Annotated in this window: 18 protein-coding genes; 13 read left to right on the plus strand and 5 right to left on the minus strand. The window is 63.1% G+C overall.

The window, feature by feature from the left end; translation table 11 throughout:
* Position 1: 1 nt before the first annotated feature.
* Entirely contained in the window at positions 2-622 is a 621-nt protein-coding gene (locus LNV06_RS15675; protein ID WP_263539233.1) for a DUF7010 family protein, read from the minus strand.
* Positions 623-877: 255 nt separating this feature from the next.
* On the opposite strand from LNV06_RS15675, the gene LNV06_RS15680 reads away from it, so the two are divergent.
* From LNV06_RS15680 to LNV06_RS15690, 3 genes are all read left to right on the plus strand, one after another.
* The gene (locus LNV06_RS15680) at positions 878-2,119 is read left to right on the plus strand and encodes a CaiB/BaiF CoA transferase family protein (protein WP_263539234.1); all 1,242 of its coding nucleotides are present in this window, start codon (positions 878-880) and stop codon (positions 2,117-2,119) included.
* A gap of 98 nt (positions 2,120-2,217) precedes the next feature.
* The gene (locus LNV06_RS15685; protein WP_263539235.1) at positions 2,218-3,324 is read left to right on the plus strand and encodes a sensor histidine kinase; all 1,107 of its coding nucleotides are present in this window, start codon (positions 2,218-2,220) and stop codon (positions 3,322-3,324) included.
* On the plus strand, positions 3,321-4,157 hold the full coding sequence (locus LNV06_RS15690; RefSeq protein WP_263539236.1) for a LytR/AlgR family response regulator transcription factor: 837 nt from the start codon (positions 3,321-3,323) through the stop codon (positions 4,155-4,157). Before LNV06_RS15685 ends, LNV06_RS15690 begins: the two co-directional genes overlap by 4 nt.
* A 57-nt stretch (positions 4,158-4,214) precedes the next feature.
* Here LNV06_RS15690 and LNV06_RS15695 read toward each other — a convergent pair whose 3' ends face one another.
* Positions 4,215-5,459, minus strand: coding sequence for a serine hydrolase domain-containing protein (locus LNV06_RS15695; RefSeq protein ID WP_263539237.1), 1,245 nt, complete (start codon positions 5,457-5,459; stop codon positions 4,215-4,217).
* A gap of 119 nt (positions 5,460-5,578) precedes the next feature.
* Here LNV06_RS15695 and LNV06_RS15700 point away from each other — a divergent pair, with 119 nt between their 5' ends.
* Complete coding sequence (locus LNV06_RS15700; protein ID WP_263539238.1) at positions 5,579-6,238, plus strand: response regulator; 660 nt, start codon at positions 5,579-5,581, stop codon at positions 6,236-6,238.
* Positions 6,235-7,680 carry a sensor histidine kinase gene (locus tag LNV06_RS15705; protein WP_263539239.1) on the plus strand — a complete coding sequence of 482 codons (1,446 nt, stop codon included), beginning with the start codon at positions 6,235-6,237 and terminating at the stop codon, positions 7,678-7,680. Before LNV06_RS15700 ends, LNV06_RS15705 begins: the two co-directional genes overlap by 4 nt.
* A 16-nt stretch (positions 7,681-7,696) precedes the next feature.
* On the opposite strand, the gene LNV06_RS15710 is transcribed toward LNV06_RS15705, so the two are convergent.
* The gene (locus LNV06_RS15710; protein ID WP_263539240.1) at positions 7,697-8,158 is read right to left on the minus strand and encodes a heavy metal-responsive transcriptional regulator; all 462 of its coding nucleotides are present in this window, start codon (positions 8,156-8,158) and stop codon (positions 7,697-7,699) included.
* Positions 8,159-8,563: 405 nt separating this feature from the next.
* Between LNV06_RS15710 and LNV06_RS15715 the strand changes: the two genes are divergently transcribed.
* The 8 genes from LNV06_RS15715 to LNV06_RS15750 all read left to right on the plus strand — a co-directional run bounded on the left by LNV06_RS15715 (position 8,564) and on the right by LNV06_RS15750 (position 13,368).
* On the plus strand, positions 8,564-9,016 hold the full coding sequence (locus LNV06_RS15715) for an ester cyclase (RefSeq protein ID WP_263539241.1): 453 nt from the start codon (positions 8,564-8,566) through the stop codon (positions 9,014-9,016).
* On the plus strand, positions 9,009-9,350 hold the full coding sequence (locus tag LNV06_RS15720) for a hypothetical protein (protein ID WP_263539242.1): 342 nt from the start codon (positions 9,009-9,011) through the stop codon (positions 9,348-9,350). Before LNV06_RS15715 ends, LNV06_RS15720 begins: the two co-directional genes overlap by 8 nt.
* 47 nt (positions 9,351-9,397) lie before the next feature.
* The gene (locus LNV06_RS15725; RefSeq protein ID WP_263539243.1) at positions 9,398-9,868 is read left to right on the plus strand and encodes a DUF2867 domain-containing protein; all 471 of its coding nucleotides are present in this window, start codon (positions 9,398-9,400) and stop codon (positions 9,866-9,868) included.
* Positions 9,869-9,876: 8 nt separating this feature from the next.
* Positions 9,877-10,242 carry a bleomycin resistance protein gene (locus LNV06_RS15730; RefSeq protein WP_263539244.1) on the plus strand — a complete coding sequence of 122 codons (366 nt, stop codon included), beginning with the start codon at positions 9,877-9,879 and terminating at the stop codon, positions 10,240-10,242.
* 345 nt (positions 10,243-10,587) lie between these two features.
* Positions 10,588-11,385 (plus strand): CPBP family intramembrane glutamic endopeptidase, encoded by a 798-nt coding sequence (locus LNV06_RS15735; RefSeq protein WP_263539245.1) that lies wholly within the window; start codon positions 10,588-10,590, stop codon positions 11,383-11,385.
* A gap of 102 nt (positions 11,386-11,487) precedes the next feature.
* Positions 11,488-11,892: a hypothetical protein gene (locus LNV06_RS15740; protein ID WP_263539246.1), complete on the plus strand. Its 405-nt coding sequence runs from the start codon at positions 11,488-11,490 to the stop codon at positions 11,890-11,892.
* A 79-nt stretch (positions 11,893-11,971) separates the two neighbouring features.
* Positions 11,972-12,247 (plus strand): DUF2164 domain-containing protein, encoded by a 276-nt coding sequence (locus LNV06_RS15745; RefSeq protein WP_263539247.1) that lies wholly within the window; start codon positions 11,972-11,974, stop codon positions 12,245-12,247.
* Positions 12,248-12,417: 170 nt separating this feature from the next.
* Complete coding sequence (locus LNV06_RS15750) at positions 12,418-13,368, plus strand: MBL fold metallo-hydrolase (protein ID WP_263539248.1); 951 nt, start codon at positions 12,418-12,420, stop codon at positions 13,366-13,368.
* 8 nt (positions 13,369-13,376) lie between these two features.
* Here the strand turns inward: LNV06_RS15750 and LNV06_RS15755 are convergent, their stop codons facing one another.
* The gene (locus LNV06_RS15755; RefSeq protein WP_263539249.1) at positions 13,377-14,771 is read right to left on the minus strand and encodes a patatin-like phospholipase family protein; all 1,395 of its coding nucleotides are present in this window, start codon (positions 14,769-14,771) and stop codon (positions 13,377-13,379) included.
* 3 nt (positions 14,772-14,774) lie between these two features.
* A complete protein-coding gene (locus tag LNV06_RS15760; RefSeq protein WP_263539250.1) occupies positions 14,775-16,208 on the minus strand; it encodes a TolC family protein in 1,434 nt (477 codons plus the stop codon).

The following is a 16,208-nucleotide window of genomic DNA, read 5'->3' on the forward strand; positions in this document are numbered from 1 at the left end:
ATCAGGCTGCTACTGCAGCTTCAGCCCGCAGCGAAAAACTCCCGATGCGCTGAGCCTGCTGCCAGCGCCGTTCCATCACCCAGATGGTGAGCAGATACACCGCCACGATCAGCGCCGGAATCAAGACAAAGCGCTGGGCCGGAAAGGCATACCAAGCGCCCAGCACCAACACGCTGCGCGCCAGCGCATGAAAGACGCCAACCCAGTGCTGAATGATCCAGCTATAGGGCAGCCACATCAGCCCAGCCAGCACGCCGAAACTCAGCGGTAGCGATTGATAGTCTTGCGTCGCCCAAGGCAGGGCAATGGCAAAGATCAGCAGGCACATGAGCACGGCTGAGATGAAGAGCCGGTCAAATTCGTTCTTGGGCTTGTTGCGGGCAAAGAAGTTCTCACCGGTAAAACGCGACAAGAACGCGCCCAGATAAAAGATGACGCCGGTGCCCAAGTACAGGGCCATCACCGCCTGATACGGCGTGCCCAGCCAGCCCACCAGGCCAATGCCCGCCCAAGCCAAAGTGCCCGCCAGCGGCATGGCCAAGCCGCGCCGGCGAGAGAACTCTTCGCGCTGCGCCTCCAGGCTGCGAGGTGCGACTGCGAGATCGTGCTTGCTGCTCATCATGATCGACTCCTTTTTTCACTCTCAACTCAGGGCGACGTGCTCTGTTGGGCTGAACTTTGAGCCACAGGGCAGACAAGGCCGAGACGCTTGCGATGTTTCGACAGTCAGCGCGACGAATCGACACCAGCGCCGATGCATGCCCGGCCATCCAAACGAGGCGGCGATCGCTCTGCGAGATACTCGCGAGGCCTTTTCCCACCAACAGTTCGGGCCTCAACAGGCCCAGCTGCGCCAACAAAGCCGACAGCGACCACGATGAGTGCAAAGTCAGAGGACACCCACAGCCCGTCCACCGCCTCGAACGCCGCCCTGCCCCTGGCCGGCCTGCGGGTGATCGAGTTCACCCATATGGTGATGGGCCCGACCTGCGGCATGGTGCTGGCCGACCTGGGTGCCGAGGTCATCAAGGTCGAACCACTGAGTGGCGACAACACCCGCCAACTGCTCGGCTCGGGCGCCGGCTTTTACCCCTTGTTCAACCGCAACAAGCTCAGCTTGAGCTTGAATGTGAAAGACCCGCGCGGGCTGGAGATCGTGCTCAAGCTGGTGGCCAGCGCCGATGTCTTCAGCGAGAACTTCAAGGCCGGCAGCATGGACAAGCTGGGCCTGGGCTATGAGGCCTTGAGCCGGCTGAATGAGCGCTTGATTTACGTCTCGCACAAAGGCTTTCTGCCCGGACCGTATGAGCACCGCACCGCGCTCGACGAAGTGGTGCAGATGATGGGTGGCCTCGCCTATATGACCGGCCGGCCGGGCGACCCGCTGCGCGCCGGCAGCAGCGTCAACGACATCATGGGCGGCATGTTCGGCGCCATCGGCGTGCTGGCGGCGCTGCAGCAGCGCCACAGCAGCGGGCGCGGCCAGCAGGTGCAGTCGGCCCTGTTCGAGAACAATATTTTTCTGGTGGCGCAGCACATGATGCAGTTCGCCGTCACCGGCAAGGCCGCCGCGCCCATGCCCGAGCGCATCTCGCCCTGGGGCATTTACGACGTCTTCAACGTGGCCGGCGGCGAGCAGATCTTTCTGGCCGTGGTCAGCGACACCCAATGGGCTGTCTTCTGCCAAGCCTTTGCCCTGACTGACCTGCAAGCCGATGCCCGCCTGGCCAGCAACAATCTGCGGGTGCAGGCGCGCGAATGGCTGTTGCCCGAGTTGCGCCAGCGCCTGAAAGACCGCTCGGCCCAAGACATTGCTGCAGTCTTCGAAGCCGCCGGCCTGCCTTTTGCCCCCATCACCAAGCCCGAGCAGCTGATGCAAGACCCGCATCTGCTCGCCACCGGCGGCCTGGCGCCCATGACCCTGCCCGATGGCCGGGCCACCCAAGTGCCGCTGCTACCGCTGAGCCTGGACGGTGCCCGCCTGGGCCTGCGCCGCGACCCGCCGCGCCTGGGCCAACACAGCCGTGAGCTGCTGGCCGGCTTGGGCTATGACGAGGCATCCATTGCTCAGCTCATCACTGAGGGCGTGGTGGGCGCTGAAAACCCGGTCGCAGCTTGAGGCTGGGGTCGGGAGCTTTGGGGTGAACAGCGCTTCAGCAGGGGCGAGCGGTACCGCGTGGGCGGCAAGGCCGCTTCGACTGCTGCTACCGTAGCGCCATGTCTGCAATCAACGATTCAGCAAGGTCCTCACCCCGGAGCCTGAGTTGGCAATTCAGCTGGGGCTTTGCCGCCGCCTTTCTGGCCATCGGTCTGCTGCAAAGCATTTCGGAGCTGCAGCATTACTTGGCCCAGGGCGGCCAGCACCCGTGGGAACCCTTTCTCTGGGAGCTGAGCTCCACCAGCTGCACCTCCTTGCTGGCGCCGCTGATCTTTCGGCTGCATCAGCACAGCCTGAGCCTGAAGGCCTGGCCGCAACGCCTGGGTCTGCACCTGGGCGGCGCCCTGCTCTACCCCTTGCTTCATGTGGGCGGCATGTTTGGCCTACGCTTGGCTGTTTATGCACTGGCCGGCGTGAGCTACGAGCCCGGCAGCGCGGGCGAGATCTTGGCCTATGAGGTCGGCAAAGACTGGGTCAGCTACGCCATCATCGTGGGCTTGTGCCATGCCGTGCTGCTGCATCACGCCCACCGTCAGCGCGAGCAAGACCTGCTGCGCCTGCAGGCCGAGCTGGCCGAGGCACGGCTGGCTCGGCTGGCCGAGCAGATCCAGCCGCACTTTCTCTTCAACACCCTGAACTTGATTTCATCGGTGATGTATGAAGACGTGGCCCAGGCCGACCGTATTCTTTGCGATCTGGCGGCCTTGCTGCGCCAAGCGCTCACCGCCCAACAAAGCCCACGCCACACGCTGGCGCAAGAAGTTGCCTTGGTGCGGCCCTATCTGTCCATCATGCAGGCGCGCTTTGGTGAGCGCCTGAGCGTCAGCATCGAACTGAGCGAAGACGCGCAGCGCTGCCTGCTGCCCAGCCTGCTCCTGATCGCCCCGGTGGAAAACGCCATCACCCACGATGTGGCGCAAAGCAGCGGGCCGGTGCGGGTGAGCCTGCAGGCCGAGGTGATTGCGGGGCAGCTGCATCTGCGAGTGCACAACAGCGGCACCGCGCCGCAACGCCAGCACCGCGAGGGCGCCGTGGGCATGAGCAATACCCGCGAACGGCTGCAGAGCCTTTACGGAGAGCGCGCCCAAGTGACGCTGCAGCCCCACCCCGAGGGCGGCACGCTCTTGCGCCTGCAACTGCCCGCTGAGATGGAGACCAAGGCATGAGTGATATGCCGCCCCCAATGCCGCTGCCCTTGAGCCTGCTGATTGTGGACGACGAGCCGCCCGCGCGCGCCAAGCTGCGTCGCCTGTTGGCCGAGATGCCCGGCCTGCAAGTGGTCGGGGAAGCCAGCCATGCCGACGAAGCCCAAGCCTTGGCTGAAGCCCTGCGGCCCGATGCCGCGTTGCTGGACATTCAAATGCCAGGCCGCAGCGGCTTGGAGTTAGCCCTCAGCCTGCCCGAAGGCATGCTTTGCGCTTTTTGCACCGCTTTTGACGCCCACGCGGTGCAAGCCTTTGACCTGAACGCGGTGGACTATCTGCTCAAGCCCTACACCGCCGAGCGCCTGGCCGACACGGTGCTGCGCCTGCGGCAACGCTTGCAAGTTCAGCGGCAACTGCAGTTGCAAGCGCTGCCTGAGACACCAGCGCAAGCCAAGCCTCCGGCTGCGCGCAGCGTCTTGCTCAGCGCCTTGCAACAAATTCAACCGGTGCCCGGCCACTGGCTGCTGCCGCAGCGCGCCGCGGCCGGAGGTGGGCTGTTCAAGCTACCTCTGGCCTCGGTGGAATGGGTGGCCGCAGCCGACAACTACATTGAGTTGCACGCCCCACCTAGCCAACATCTGGACCGCTGCACCTTGTCCGACTTTCTGGCCCATGCCAGCGTGCAGGAGTGCGGCTTCTTGCGGGTGCACCGCTCGCACGCAGTCAACCCCCGCCACATCCAGGCCATCAAAAGCCTGCCGCGCGGCGAAGCCGAGCTGACCTTGAGTTCAGGCGCCAAGCTGCGGGTCTCGCGCGCCTATCGACAAGCCTGGAAACCAGCGCCGAGCGCTTGATCCATTCAAGTCGTCCTGCTCAGACAAGCTTTTGAAACCGACCGGGCCAGAAGCTCATCAAAAGCCTGCCGCCGCCAGCGCCGCATCAATCTGCGCCATCAGCGCCACATGATAGGAGTCGCTGGCTTGCTCCTCGGCCTTGTTCATCAGCACCGCATAGCTGCTGCCCGAGGCCCGCTGGCGAATGATGCTGGTCGTGCCCGGCAGCTCTCCGAAATGAAAGCCATCCTGGGTCTTGCCCGCCAAAGGCAAGCCATTGCCGGCCATATCGACGCCGCTGGCATTGGTTTGCAAGGCATAGCGCGAAGCGAACAAGGCCAAGGCCCGGGCGGTCGTCAAGCTGCTAACGGCCGAGACCCAGGTGCTGCCATTGAGCGTGCCATCGATGGCGCTGACCGTTTTGCCCGGCAGGTAAATGCTGGGAGCGCTCAGGCCCGTCAGATAGTTGGGTTCGCGCGCATCTCGCTGGCTGAGCGGTGAGTGGGCGATTTTGAAGTCAGTGGCCGACACACCGAGCGGCTTCAAAAGATACGTCTGCACAAAGCCGACATAGTCTTGCTGGCTGGCGCGCTCCACGACACGCCCGAGCAACATATAGCTGGTGCTGGAATAGGCAGTCTGCGTGCCCGGCGCAAAGTCCAAGGGCCGGCGCAGCCAGTAGCGCAAGTCATCGTCGCTGCTGGGCGGTGCTTTTAGGCCCAAACTCTGCTGCACCTGCGCTTCCAGATGGTCGAGGTCCAGCCCGTTGTGCAGGCGCCGATCCCAGCCGGCTTGGTGGGCCATCAAATGCGCAATGCTGATGTCCGAAACACGCGGGTCGGTGTCGGCCGAGAGCAGGTCTGCACTCAGCCAGCAAGGTGCGTTTCGGCCCGTGCAGAACACATGGTCGCTCAGACTCAAGCGGCCTGCGGCGGCCAATTGCTGAATCGCCGCTGCCGTGATCGGCTTGACCACACTGGCGCTGACCATCAGCGCGTCAGCCGGCAAGGACCGTTGCTGCGCCGCGTCCGTGTAGCCATAGCCTTTGTCATGCAGCACTTGGCCGTCTTTGCCTGTCACCGTGAGGCTCAGCGCACTCACGCCCTTGGCCGCCATGAACCCGGTGATGAGCTGGTCCAAGCTGGCGCTCAGGGCTGCATGGCTTGTGGCCACCGGACCGCTGGTGACGGGCAGCGTCTGGGGCTGCGGCTGCGCCGCATCGGGCGAACCGGAGCCGCCACAGGCGCTCAAGAAGTGGGCCAGGCAGAGCGCCATGCCCAGCATGTTTGCGACTGGGCGCAAGTTGAAGGAAGACAAAGCCATGTCGGAACCCGGCGTGTGTTGATGCGATGCGCTTCACTCTATAAAACCCAAGCTTTGGATTTGCTTTAGGCCGTGTTTGCCCTGCCGCCGCCAGGTACAAGCCTGGATACAGTGCAGCCATGCATTTGCTGATCATTGAAGACGACCTGGACCTCGGCGCCGGCCTGCAGCAGGCCTTGAAGGTCAATGGCCTGAGCAGCACCTGGCTGCGCCGGGCGATCGACCTGCCCGCAGACTTCGACGGCCTCAGCATCGACTGCATCCTGCTCGACCTGAGCCTGCCCGACGCAGACGGCCTCAGCCTGCTGGCGCGTTGGCGCAGCTGCGGCCTGCTAACGCCGGTCATCGTCATCACCGCACGCTCCGGGCTTGACGACCGGTTGGCCGGCTTGGACGGGGGCGCCGATGACTTCATCCTCAAGCCCTTTGCAATGGCCGAGCTGATCTCGCGCATTCATGCGGTCTTGCGCCGCTATGCGCGCCAAGCCAGCGAGGTCTGGCAGCTCGGCGATTTGGAGATTGAGCCGCAGCGCTTTCAAGCTCGGCTGCAAGGCGCGCCCCTGGAGCTGTCTCGGCGTGAGTTCAAGCTGCTGCAAGAGCTGGCGCGCGAACCCGGCGCGGTGCTGGCCAAGACCGATTTGGCCCAGCGCCTGGCGCCGCTGGGTGAGCCGCTGGACGCCGGCACCATCGAGGTCCATATCTTCAATCTGCGTCGCAAGATCGGCGTGCAGCGCATCCAGACAGTGCGCGGTTTCGGCTACTTTCTGGACTGCTCATGAGCGAACTCGAACCCACCTGGCATCGTCTTCGAAAACGTCTGAGGGTGCGCTGGCAACCCAGCTTGGTGGGGCGCGTGATGCTGTCCATCTTCTTGGCCTATGGCTTGACTTGGCTGGCCTTGATTGGATTTGACTTCATGCGCCGCAGCGACACCGAGCGCATCAGCGAAGGCATGCAGGCCTTCATGCGCTATGAGTCCGAAGCGCTGGACCATATGCCGACGGCGGCCGAGGCCTATGCCTTCACCCTCTCGCTGGAGCGCGAGTTCAACCGCAGCCGGCGCGAGTTTGAACAGCCTGACGCCTTGATGGAGTTGCAAGACCATGCGGGCAAGCGCGTGTTTTGGATGCGCCGCGAAGCGCTGAAGGGCGAACTTCAAACCGTGAAGCGCTGGCAGCACCAGGGACGCGAATATCTGCTGTTCCGCCACGACGGCGCGCGTTGGGCCCTTCATCTGGCTTATCCGATCCCGCTGTTTTCCGATGTGGTGCGAGAGATCGGCGGGCAGCTGAATGTGCGCCTCTTGATCAGCTTGCCTTGCTTGATGTTGCCGATTTGGCTGGCGGTGTCGCGCGGCTTGTGGCCGCTGCGGCGCTTGTCGGAGCAACTGGCCCGACGCCGCTCCAACGACCTCAGCCCTTTGCACTTTCATGCGCCCTATCTCGAGCTCAAGCCCTTGACGGCAGCGCTGGACCGCTTGTTCGAGCAGCTGACTCAAAAGCAGGCCAGCGAACGCGGCTTTGTGCGAGACGCCGCCCATGAGCTGCGCACGCCGCTGGCAGTGATCGCCGCCCATGTCAATGTACTGGCCTTGGCCGAGGCGCCCGAGCAACGCGCGCAAGCCGAGTCGCAAGTCAATGCCGCCATTGCCAGGGCCGCCCACTTAAGCCAACAGCTGCTGGACCTGAGTCGACTTGAAAGCTTGACCTCATTGCCCGCAGAAGCATTGGACCTTGCTGCGCTGGTGCGCCAGGTGATGCGGCAACTGCTGCCTTTGGCCCTGTCCAAAGGGCAGCAGCTGGAGCTGGATGCGCCGCAGCATTTGCTGTTTGAAATCGATCGCCACGGCATGCAAACGGTGCTGTTCAACTTGCTGGACAACGCCATTCGCTACTGCCCTGCGGGCGCCGTGATCCGTATCGCCTTGCAGGCAAGCCACTCGGGCTCAGATGAGACGCTCAGCTTGCGCGTCAGCGACGATGGCCCGGGCATCCCTGCCGAGGAACGCGAACAAGTGTTCGAACGTTTTTATCGCGGCGCAGGCCAAGCCAGCGGCGGCGGGGCCGGCCTGGGCCTCGCCATCGTGCGTCAAGCCGCTGAACACATGGGGGGCTCGGTCGAACTGAGCGAGGGCCACGGCGGCGTGGGTTGCTGCTTTACCTTGCGCTGCATCAGGCCCACAAATGCTGCCGCTAAGCCGAAGCCCTTCGCCGCGCGCTAGGTGCAGTGTCGGCTGGCTAGCCTTTGGTGGACCGCCGCTTCGGCGGCGCAAAGCTGCGTTTGAGCACGGCCACGCCAGTGCCACTGCCGCTGTCTGGCGCGACCGCATCCGCTGTCTTGAGTCGGCTCTCGGGCGCGCAACGCAGTGAGGCGAAAGTTGCCGCCAGCTCGGTCTTCAAGTGCTGCAGCTGCGCGATGTGAGCGTCGATCTGCGCCATCTTGGCCTGCAACTGCTGCTCAATCTCGGCGCGACCCAACTGCCCCTGCGCCAGCAAAGGCAAAATCTCGCGAATCTCCTGCAGCGAGAAACCCAGCGCCTGCGCGCCCCGGATGAAACGCAGTTGCTCCACCTGCGCCGGCGCATAACTGCGGTAACCGTTCTCCTGCCGCGCCGGCGCCGCCAACAGCCCCTGCTTCTCGTAATAGCGCACGGTATCCGTGGAGGTTTGGCAGGCCCGGGCCAGCTGGCTGATGTTCATGGTTTGGGCGAGAAGATGGATGAAGGAAAGAGGCGTCGCAGCAGACAGTCCCCGTAGAACACCAGAGTCAGATTCCCTCAGGCCAGCGGGCCCCGACGAAAGCGACGCACTTTGCGGGGAAATCCCAAGTTAGTTTCCGCCACAAATTTTGCACCCCTCACGACAAAGCTGGCAATATACCGAGCAGAACTACCGAGCCGAACGGCGCCGTTCCTAGCCCCTTCCAGCGTTTGTAAGAGCCGCCGCTTTCGTCGGAAAAATGAATCCGGTATGAAACTGCCACGCAAGCGCAAAGAATCCTGTGCCAACCAGCACTGATCCGGAAATGAGGCGAGCCGATTATGACGACGCCAGCTTTGATAAGTGGCACTCGCCTTCGACATAGACCACCTTAGGCAGACTCCCATGAGCCAGCATGCCAAAGAGCAGATCCTGAGTGCCACTTCCGCGCTCTTTCGCGACGGACAAATCGAGGCGATCAGCAAGCATTTTGCCCCGGACTACGTCGTTCACACGACGGATCAAGACTTGCGCGGTGGCGCGAAGTTGATTCGATCAGTCATCGAACTGTATCGCGGTGCCTTTCCTGACTTGGCGGTCGATGTGCAGTTCTTCCTGGCCTCAGCAGATACCGTGAGTTGGCAGCGAACTATGCGTGCTACCCACACAGGAGCGTTCAAGGGATTCCCGGCAACAGGTCAGCCGATCGTCTGGCGCGAGATGGTGGTCAGTCGATTCTCCAACTCGCTCATCATTGAGGAATGGGTCGTTACGGACTTGGCTGAGCGACTGCTCTTCGCACGAAAGTCCCTCTCTCACAAATCGCCCCAAGCGAAGCTGCCGCGCAGCAATGAATAAACAATCTCTCAAGCGGACCCGCAACGGCAACCCTACAGCCATCCCGCCTGAACTCCCTGAGGCGACGCTGCGGGCTCAGCTGCGTCGAACAGGCAGCTACCCCGACTGCTTTTCACTCGCACTTCCTCTCGCGCTTCCTCTCGCAGTGACCTTCGCCAGCTGCAAGAACAGCCGATCAGAGAGCTTCGTCGTGCTCAACTGCGTTTTGCGCGGGATGGAGAAGGTTCTATCCTTTCCTGCCTCAGCAGACCGCCGCACCCTGAGCAGCCCAATGGACGACCTCTACAGAAAAATTCGCTCAGGCCTCAACCTTGCATCGAGAGACGTCAAATGAAGATCGAAGCGTGCGAAGTTTCAAGCCTCAGCGTTCTGGATCGCCGCGTGGTCGAAGCTGCGTTCTTTCGAGATTCCTACCGCACGCCCCTGACTCATCCGCAAGCCAGCGTTGTTGAAATCTTTTTCGCGGTCTTCGCTCATCTGCCCCTTTGGATGAAGAGCGCGCTGCTGGTTCGGAACTGCCTCGCCTCGGCTTGCGGCCTCGAGGTGCCAAGGTCCGCCGAGATCCTCAGTCCGGAAGTGAAAGCCAACTACAGGGTGGGCGACAAAATCGGCCCCTGGCCCATCTTCGCCCTGAGCCCAAGCGAACTCGTCGCCGGTCGCAACAACAAACACCTCGACTTCAGGCTGAGCGTGCTGAAGGAGGCCCAGGGCGAAACCATCAACCTCGTCATTTCGACCGTTTGCACGACGCACAACACCTTGGGGAAGCTCTATTTGCTCCTCATCATCCCCTTCCACAAATGGGGTGTGCAGCGCCTGATGTCCAGCGCGGCAAGGGCCGGCAGGCTTTGAAAATAGCCATGACTTCCATCGACAAATCCATCCCGGTCTTGCCCAGCCGCTCTTTGCCGCGGACCATCACCTTCTACGAGAAGTTGGGCTTCTCAGGGCTGCTGCTCGCCTCAGGTACCTACGCAATCCTGAGCCGAGGCGACTTGGAGCTTCATTTCTTCCCGCATCCCGAACTGAAGCCTGAGGCTTGCTACGCGGCTTGCTATATGAGAGTTGCGGACGTCGATGCCTTGCACTCGGCTTTTGCATCGGCAGGTCTGCCGACACAAGGGATACCCCGCATGGAAGGGGTCGAGAACAAACCCTGGATGATGCGAGAGTTTGCGCTGGTCGACGAAAACGGAAACCTCGCCAAATTCGGCCAAGTCATGTAGCCAGCCAGCACGGCCGAGAACCGCGGCGCCAGGCACGGCAGCCAAGCGGAGCCTAAGCCGAGACAAAGTGGCGGCCGGGCTCTGCCATCGTCACGTTCGGTGCTGCGCCCCTCGAGCTTCAGCTCTGAAGCCGCCGACTTTGAGAGTTAACCTTATCATTCGAGACCATAGCTGCTCGCCCATATCGCGCCCACTGCAGCCCGCAGTGCTCGATGACTGCCATCCACTTCGACGGGGAACGCAAAGATGACCACACCTGCGAACGCGCAGCCCAAACTTGCACAACGCATGCTCAGTTCACCCCCCGTTCGCGTCCTCTTGCTCGGGTTCATCTTGCTGCTGTTCATGTCCCTGAACACCGATGCGATGAAAAGCTATGCCGGTGAACCTGTCAAAGCGGTCATGCACATCGTCGCCTTGGCCATCGCCGGTTTCGCGGTGTATGTGGGCTACGCCGGGTTTTTCGAAAAACGTGCCGTATCGGAACTCGCCTTGCCCGGCTTCGGTCGAGAACTCGGCTTTGGTCTGCTCATCGGGGCCAGCTTGTATGCCGCCTGTGAAGTGATCCTGATGGCGCTCGGCATCTACCGAATCGTGGGTTTGAATCCCTTCAGCTATATGGTTCCGGCGATTGCCATGGCGATCAGTTCAAGTGTCTTTGAGGAGCTGTTGTTTCGAGGCGTGCTGTTCGGCGCGGTCGAGCAGTGGTTGGGCACTTGGGCAGCCCTGGTGGTGTCCTCGCTCGTATTTGGCCTGACCCATCTGATCAACCCGCAGGGCACGATTGAAGGCGCACTGTTCATCGCCGTCGAAGCCGGTGTCTTGCTGGCTGGAGCCTATATGCTGACCCGCAGGCTATGGGTCAGCATCGGCTTCCATATGGCCTGGAACTACACGCAGTCGGCCATTTTCTCCGGCATCGTCTCCGGCAACGAGGCTCAACAAGGCCTGATCCGATCCACCGTGAACGGCCCCAACTGGCTGACGGGAGGCAGCTTCGGCGTCGAGTCATCGGTACTTGCGCTGCTGCTCTGCACCACGACCGGCCTCGTGATGGTGGTGATGGCCGCAAAGCGCGGCAAGGTCTTGCCGCCGATTTGGAAGCGCCCGGTCAGCCCCGCAGCCACTCGCAAGGCGGCCTAAGCCTCGAATCGATTGGGCACACTGGGCAGACGCGCTGATCTGGAAGCTTGACCCGCAAAGGCAGCAAGACTGAATATGGCTCGCGTTTTCGAAAAGCTGAATTTGAAAGCACAAGACGAGATCCTCCTTGTCAACGTGCCGCCCTCCTTCGAGCCAGAGTTGCTGACGCTGCAGGGTGTGCGTGTTCTGCGTGATCCCAAGCAGGCCAAGTCGCTTCGATTCGCTCTGGCCTTCACGACTCAGCAAGCCGAGCTCGATGCCTTGAGCCAGCTCCTCACGGGCAAGGCCGAGGGCGACGCGCTGATCTGGTTTGCTTACCCCAAAGGCAGCTCCAAGTGCTTCAAATGCGATTTCAACCGGGATACGGGGTGGGACTCCATGCGAAGCGCGGGCTTCGATACCGTTCGGCAGATATCGATCGATGAAGACTGGACGGCGCTGCGTTTCAGGCGGTTGGAGTTCATCAGATCAAGCAGCCCGGCCAAGACCCGCGTTGTCGGCGAATAGGGCTAGTCTCTTATTCAAGCGGTGCACCCGGGACGTGCATCATGGCAGTCAAAGAACTTGAGAGAAAGGCCACTCGACCATGTCCATTGAATTGAGCAAAGAAGCCCGCAAAGAAGCAATAACCTCGATCGAGCGCTATTTCAGAGAGCAGATGGACGAGCCCATTGGCAATATCGCCGCGGGCGGGCTTCTGAGCTTTTTTCTCGAGGAGATCGGCCCAAGCATCTACAACCAGGCTGTTGCCGATGCGCAAGAGAAGTTGCAGGCCCGTGTCTTGGAGCTGGACATCGAAGTGCACGAAGACGAGTTCCAGTACTGGCGCAAATACGAGCGCCAAGGCAAGGGGCGCAAGTGAGGGGTCGAGTCGCCCAATGACCGGCCAGGGACCTAGCTCTATGGGGTCATGGCCCCGACAGCAACGGTCGGGGCTTGTGTCTGCGGCTGCCCCCTTGACCTTGGTCTATAGACCCATCTTTAAGCTCGGATCGCACCTCAACAAAAAGCGCGCTCCGGCGCGCCTCAGTCATGCGATCCATTGTTCTGCTCTTCTTGCTGCTCACCCTCCACGGGCTGTTCGCAGCGCCACTGCACGCCGCAGCGAATGCAGCGCCCAGTGCCACAGCCATCGCCATACCCAGCAACTTGCCCGAGGTGGGCTTTGCCATCCTCAAGACCTCGCGCGTCGCGGTGCGAGAGGCGCTGTTGGTGCCAGGCGGCAGCCTCAGCAAGGAGATTGACTCCAACTTTTCGGCCTTTTTGATCAAGCACCGGGACGAGTACTTTTTGTTCGACACCGGCATGGGGCGCCAGATCGATGCCCAGTATCGTGCGGACATGCCCTTGGGCTGGCGGCCCTTTTTCAAGTACGAAGCGCCGGTGCGGCCGGCGCGGGAGCAGTTGGAGCAAGCCGGTTTCTTCACGCAAAACAAGACTCTGAGTCGGGTGATCCTCAGCCACAGCCATTGGGACCACGCCGGCGGCGTGCTGGACTTCCCCGAAGCCAAGATCGCCATCGCCCCGGCCGAGATGGCGCTGGTGAAGAACCCTTCGCGCGGGCCAGGTGGCAGCTGGGCTTCGCAGATCGGCAGCGCGGCCATCCAATGGGAGCCGCTGCAGTTCCAGGCCAAGCCCTACCGCGGCTATGCGCAAAGCCTGGACCTGTTTGAAGACGGCCGCGTGGTGCTGGTGCCCATGCCGGGCCACACGCCAGGCTCCATTGGCCTGTTTTTGACCGTTGACAGCGGGCAGGTCTATTTCTTCATTGGCGATGTGGCCTGGACGGTGGAGGCCATCAAGGCCGGCGCGCCGAAGTTCTGGGCCGCCAGCGCCGTGGTCGACGGGCATGCCGAGCAAACGCACAAGAGCGTGGCGCAACTGCGCGCCACGCTGCAGCAGGAGCCTGGTCTGGTCTTGCTGCCGGCGCATGACAGCGCAGTGCAAGATCGGCTGGGCTACTTTCCGCAGTGGGTCAAATAGGCAAGTGCTCAGGGCGGGGGTTCACGCAAGCGAGCCAAGACATGCTGCAACTGCAGAAAAGACTCGGCGCTGTGCAAGGCGCGGGTGCCGGCGGTCTGCAACTCGCGCACATCTTGCGCCTCGATGGTGAAGGCGGTGGGCACGCGCAGCAGGCGGTCGCGGATGCGGTCATCGCGTTCGTCGTGCAGGCTCAGGTTGACGACGTGCAGTTGCGCATCGGCAGCAAAAGGGCTGCCCGGCTGGCCGCGGGTGCGGGCTAACTCCTGCCGCCAGCGCAGCAGGTCATCGCTCAATATGCCCAGCGTGACCTGCGAATCGCGTGCGCCCGCGCCGAAGATCAGCGACTCCAAAACCTGCCCGGTAGTGGGCACGCGGTCGCTGCTGTCGATGCGCTCGGCCAGGGCACGCTCGGAGTTCACCGTCACCAAGACCAACTGGCGAATCGAGCCCGGCGGCGCATCGGCAAAGTTGGCGTGCATGGAGCCGCTGGCCACCAAGCGGTCCAGCATCAGGCGCACGCCCAGGTTGTCGGTCACGCCGCCGTCGACCAAATGCACAAAAGGCCGCTCGGCAGCATTGCGGTAGCCCTCCACCGAGCGTTTCAGCAGCTGAGTGCGATAGCTGTGCTCCCCGTCCTGCAGGGTGCGCACCGGTCCAAGCGGGCAATGGCCGGCATAGTTGCGCACTGTCACCGGCGAGAGCAGCAGAGGTACGGCCGATGAGGCGGCGACGGCAAACGACAGCGGGGTGTTGTCCAGGTCGGAGCAGATCAGCTCAAACTGCTCGGCGGTGAAGTCAAAGGGCGCGCCGGTGGTGAGATCGGTGGCGGTGATCATCAACTCGGGCGCACCGGGACGTCGGCGCGCATCGGCAAAGCTCATGCCGCGATAGAGCTCATCGAGGCGCTCGGCCAAGATTTGCGTGCGACCATACCAGGGCGAGCTGAGCTGATAGAGCCGCTCCGGCCAAAGCAATTCCCGCAGCAGCCGACCTTCAAACGGTGCCAGCAAAAAGTCGGACTCGAAGCGCTCCAGGCACTCATCACCAAAAGCTGCGAAATGCGCCGCCAAGATGCTGCCACCCGAAACGCCGCTGATCAGACTCACCTCATCGAGCAGATTGGTGCGGCGATCGGGCAGCTCAAACTCAGCGGCTTTCAAGCCCTTGAGCACGCCCAGGCCAAAGGCAGCGGCCCGCGCCCCGCCACCGGAAAGTGCCACGGCCACCACCACCGGCCGAACGGGGCTGGCCTGGGGCGCGGCGGCGGCTTCTTGCGCGCTGACGGCGCGCGGCTGATTGATCCAAGGGCGATAGCTGGAGCAAGCACTCAGCAAAAAGCCTGCAGCCAACAGCAGCAAGGCCAGGTTCGCTCGCAGCAAGCCCTTCTTCATCAAACGGCCCATGCCTCAGGCCGGTTGCCAGGCCCCTAAGGCCAGCTGGACTTGCACAAAGGCTTGCAGCGCTTGGGCCTGCTGTGACAGGCTGCGCTGCCGGGCGTCCAGGCGCTGGGCCTCGGCGGCCAAGGTCTGCAGCCTGGGTTCCAGGCCCGCTTTGTGGCGCTCGCGGGCATAACGCTCGGCTTCGGCGGCTGCGCGCTCAGCCATCTGGGCGTCTTGCCATCCGTTCAGCTGAGCACTCCAGCCGCGCAGCGAACTTTCGGCTTCGGCCAGAGCCTGCAGCACGGTGTGTTCAAACTGGGCCCAGGCCCGCTCGCTGCCCGCGCGGGCGGCGGCTTCGCGGGCTTGGCGCCGGCCCGCGTCCAGCCAATCCCATTGCAAGGCCGGGCCTAGGGCATAACGCATCGCCCCGGCTTGGCCTAGGCGAGAGGCGCTCTCATTGAGACCCACCGTGGCCGCCAGGCTCAGGCGCGGCAGATGAGCGCGCTCGGCCAACACCACCTGGCCCAGGCTGGCGCGCAGTGCGGCATCGGCGCGCGCCACCTGCGGCAGGCGCTGCAGCAAGCCATCGCTGGAAGGCAGCGTTTGCTCAAGTGGCAGAGCCGGTAAGGCTTGCGGATGGCGCAGCGCGGCCAGATCAGCATCGGGCGTCGCCGGCGCCTCGCCGCAAAGCAGCGCAATCACCGCCAAGATGCGCAGGGTTTGTGCCTGCAGACCGGCGCGCTCGGCGCGGCGCAGCGCCTGCTCGGCCTCGGCGGCGCGCAGCTCGCGGGCATCGGCCAAGCCGGCCGTCAAGCGCGCTTGCAATTGCTGACGGCGCAGCTCGGCCACGGCCAGCTGCTGCGCGCTCAAGGCCTCCAGCTGCTGCGAAGCGCGCAGCTGCACATAACGGCTGACCAGCTCGGCTTGCAACAGAGCCTGAGCCGCCTGCGCGTCAGAGTTGGCCATGTCCAGCTCGCGCTCGGCGACGGCCTGAGCGGTGGCGACGCGGCCAAACAGGTCCAGCTCCCAGCTCAAGCTTTGGCTCAGGCCTATCAAGCGTTGCTCTGGCGGGCGAACCAGGGGCTCCAAGCCATAAGGATTCACTTCAGGAATAGAAAGCCGCTGCGCTTGCGCGCTCAGGCCCAGACTGCCCTGCGGCCCGCCTTCGCGGCGCGCCAGGCCGGCCATCGCGCGAGCCTCTTGCACGGTGGCCAAGGCAGCTTTGAGTTCCAGGTTGCGGGCCACAGCCTTTTGCATCAGCGCGTTGAGCTGCGGGTCTTGCAGGGGCAGCCACCATGCGCTGACGAGTTGAGAGTCGGCTGTGCGCGGCAGCTCCGCCGCGCCCGGCAGGCGACTGTCATGACGGGTTTGCAGCGAGGGCAACTGGCTGGGCGCTTCGACGGCAGCGCAGCCGCCTAGCAGCAGCACTGAAGCAAAGAGATGGGGGCGGATCGACAACAT

The sequence above is a fragment of the Paucibacter sp. Y2R2-4 genome (assembly GCF_025717535.1).
In the GTDB taxonomy this organism is placed as follows: domain Bacteria; phylum Pseudomonadota; class Gammaproteobacteria; order Burkholderiales; family Burkholderiaceae_C; genus Paucibacter_A.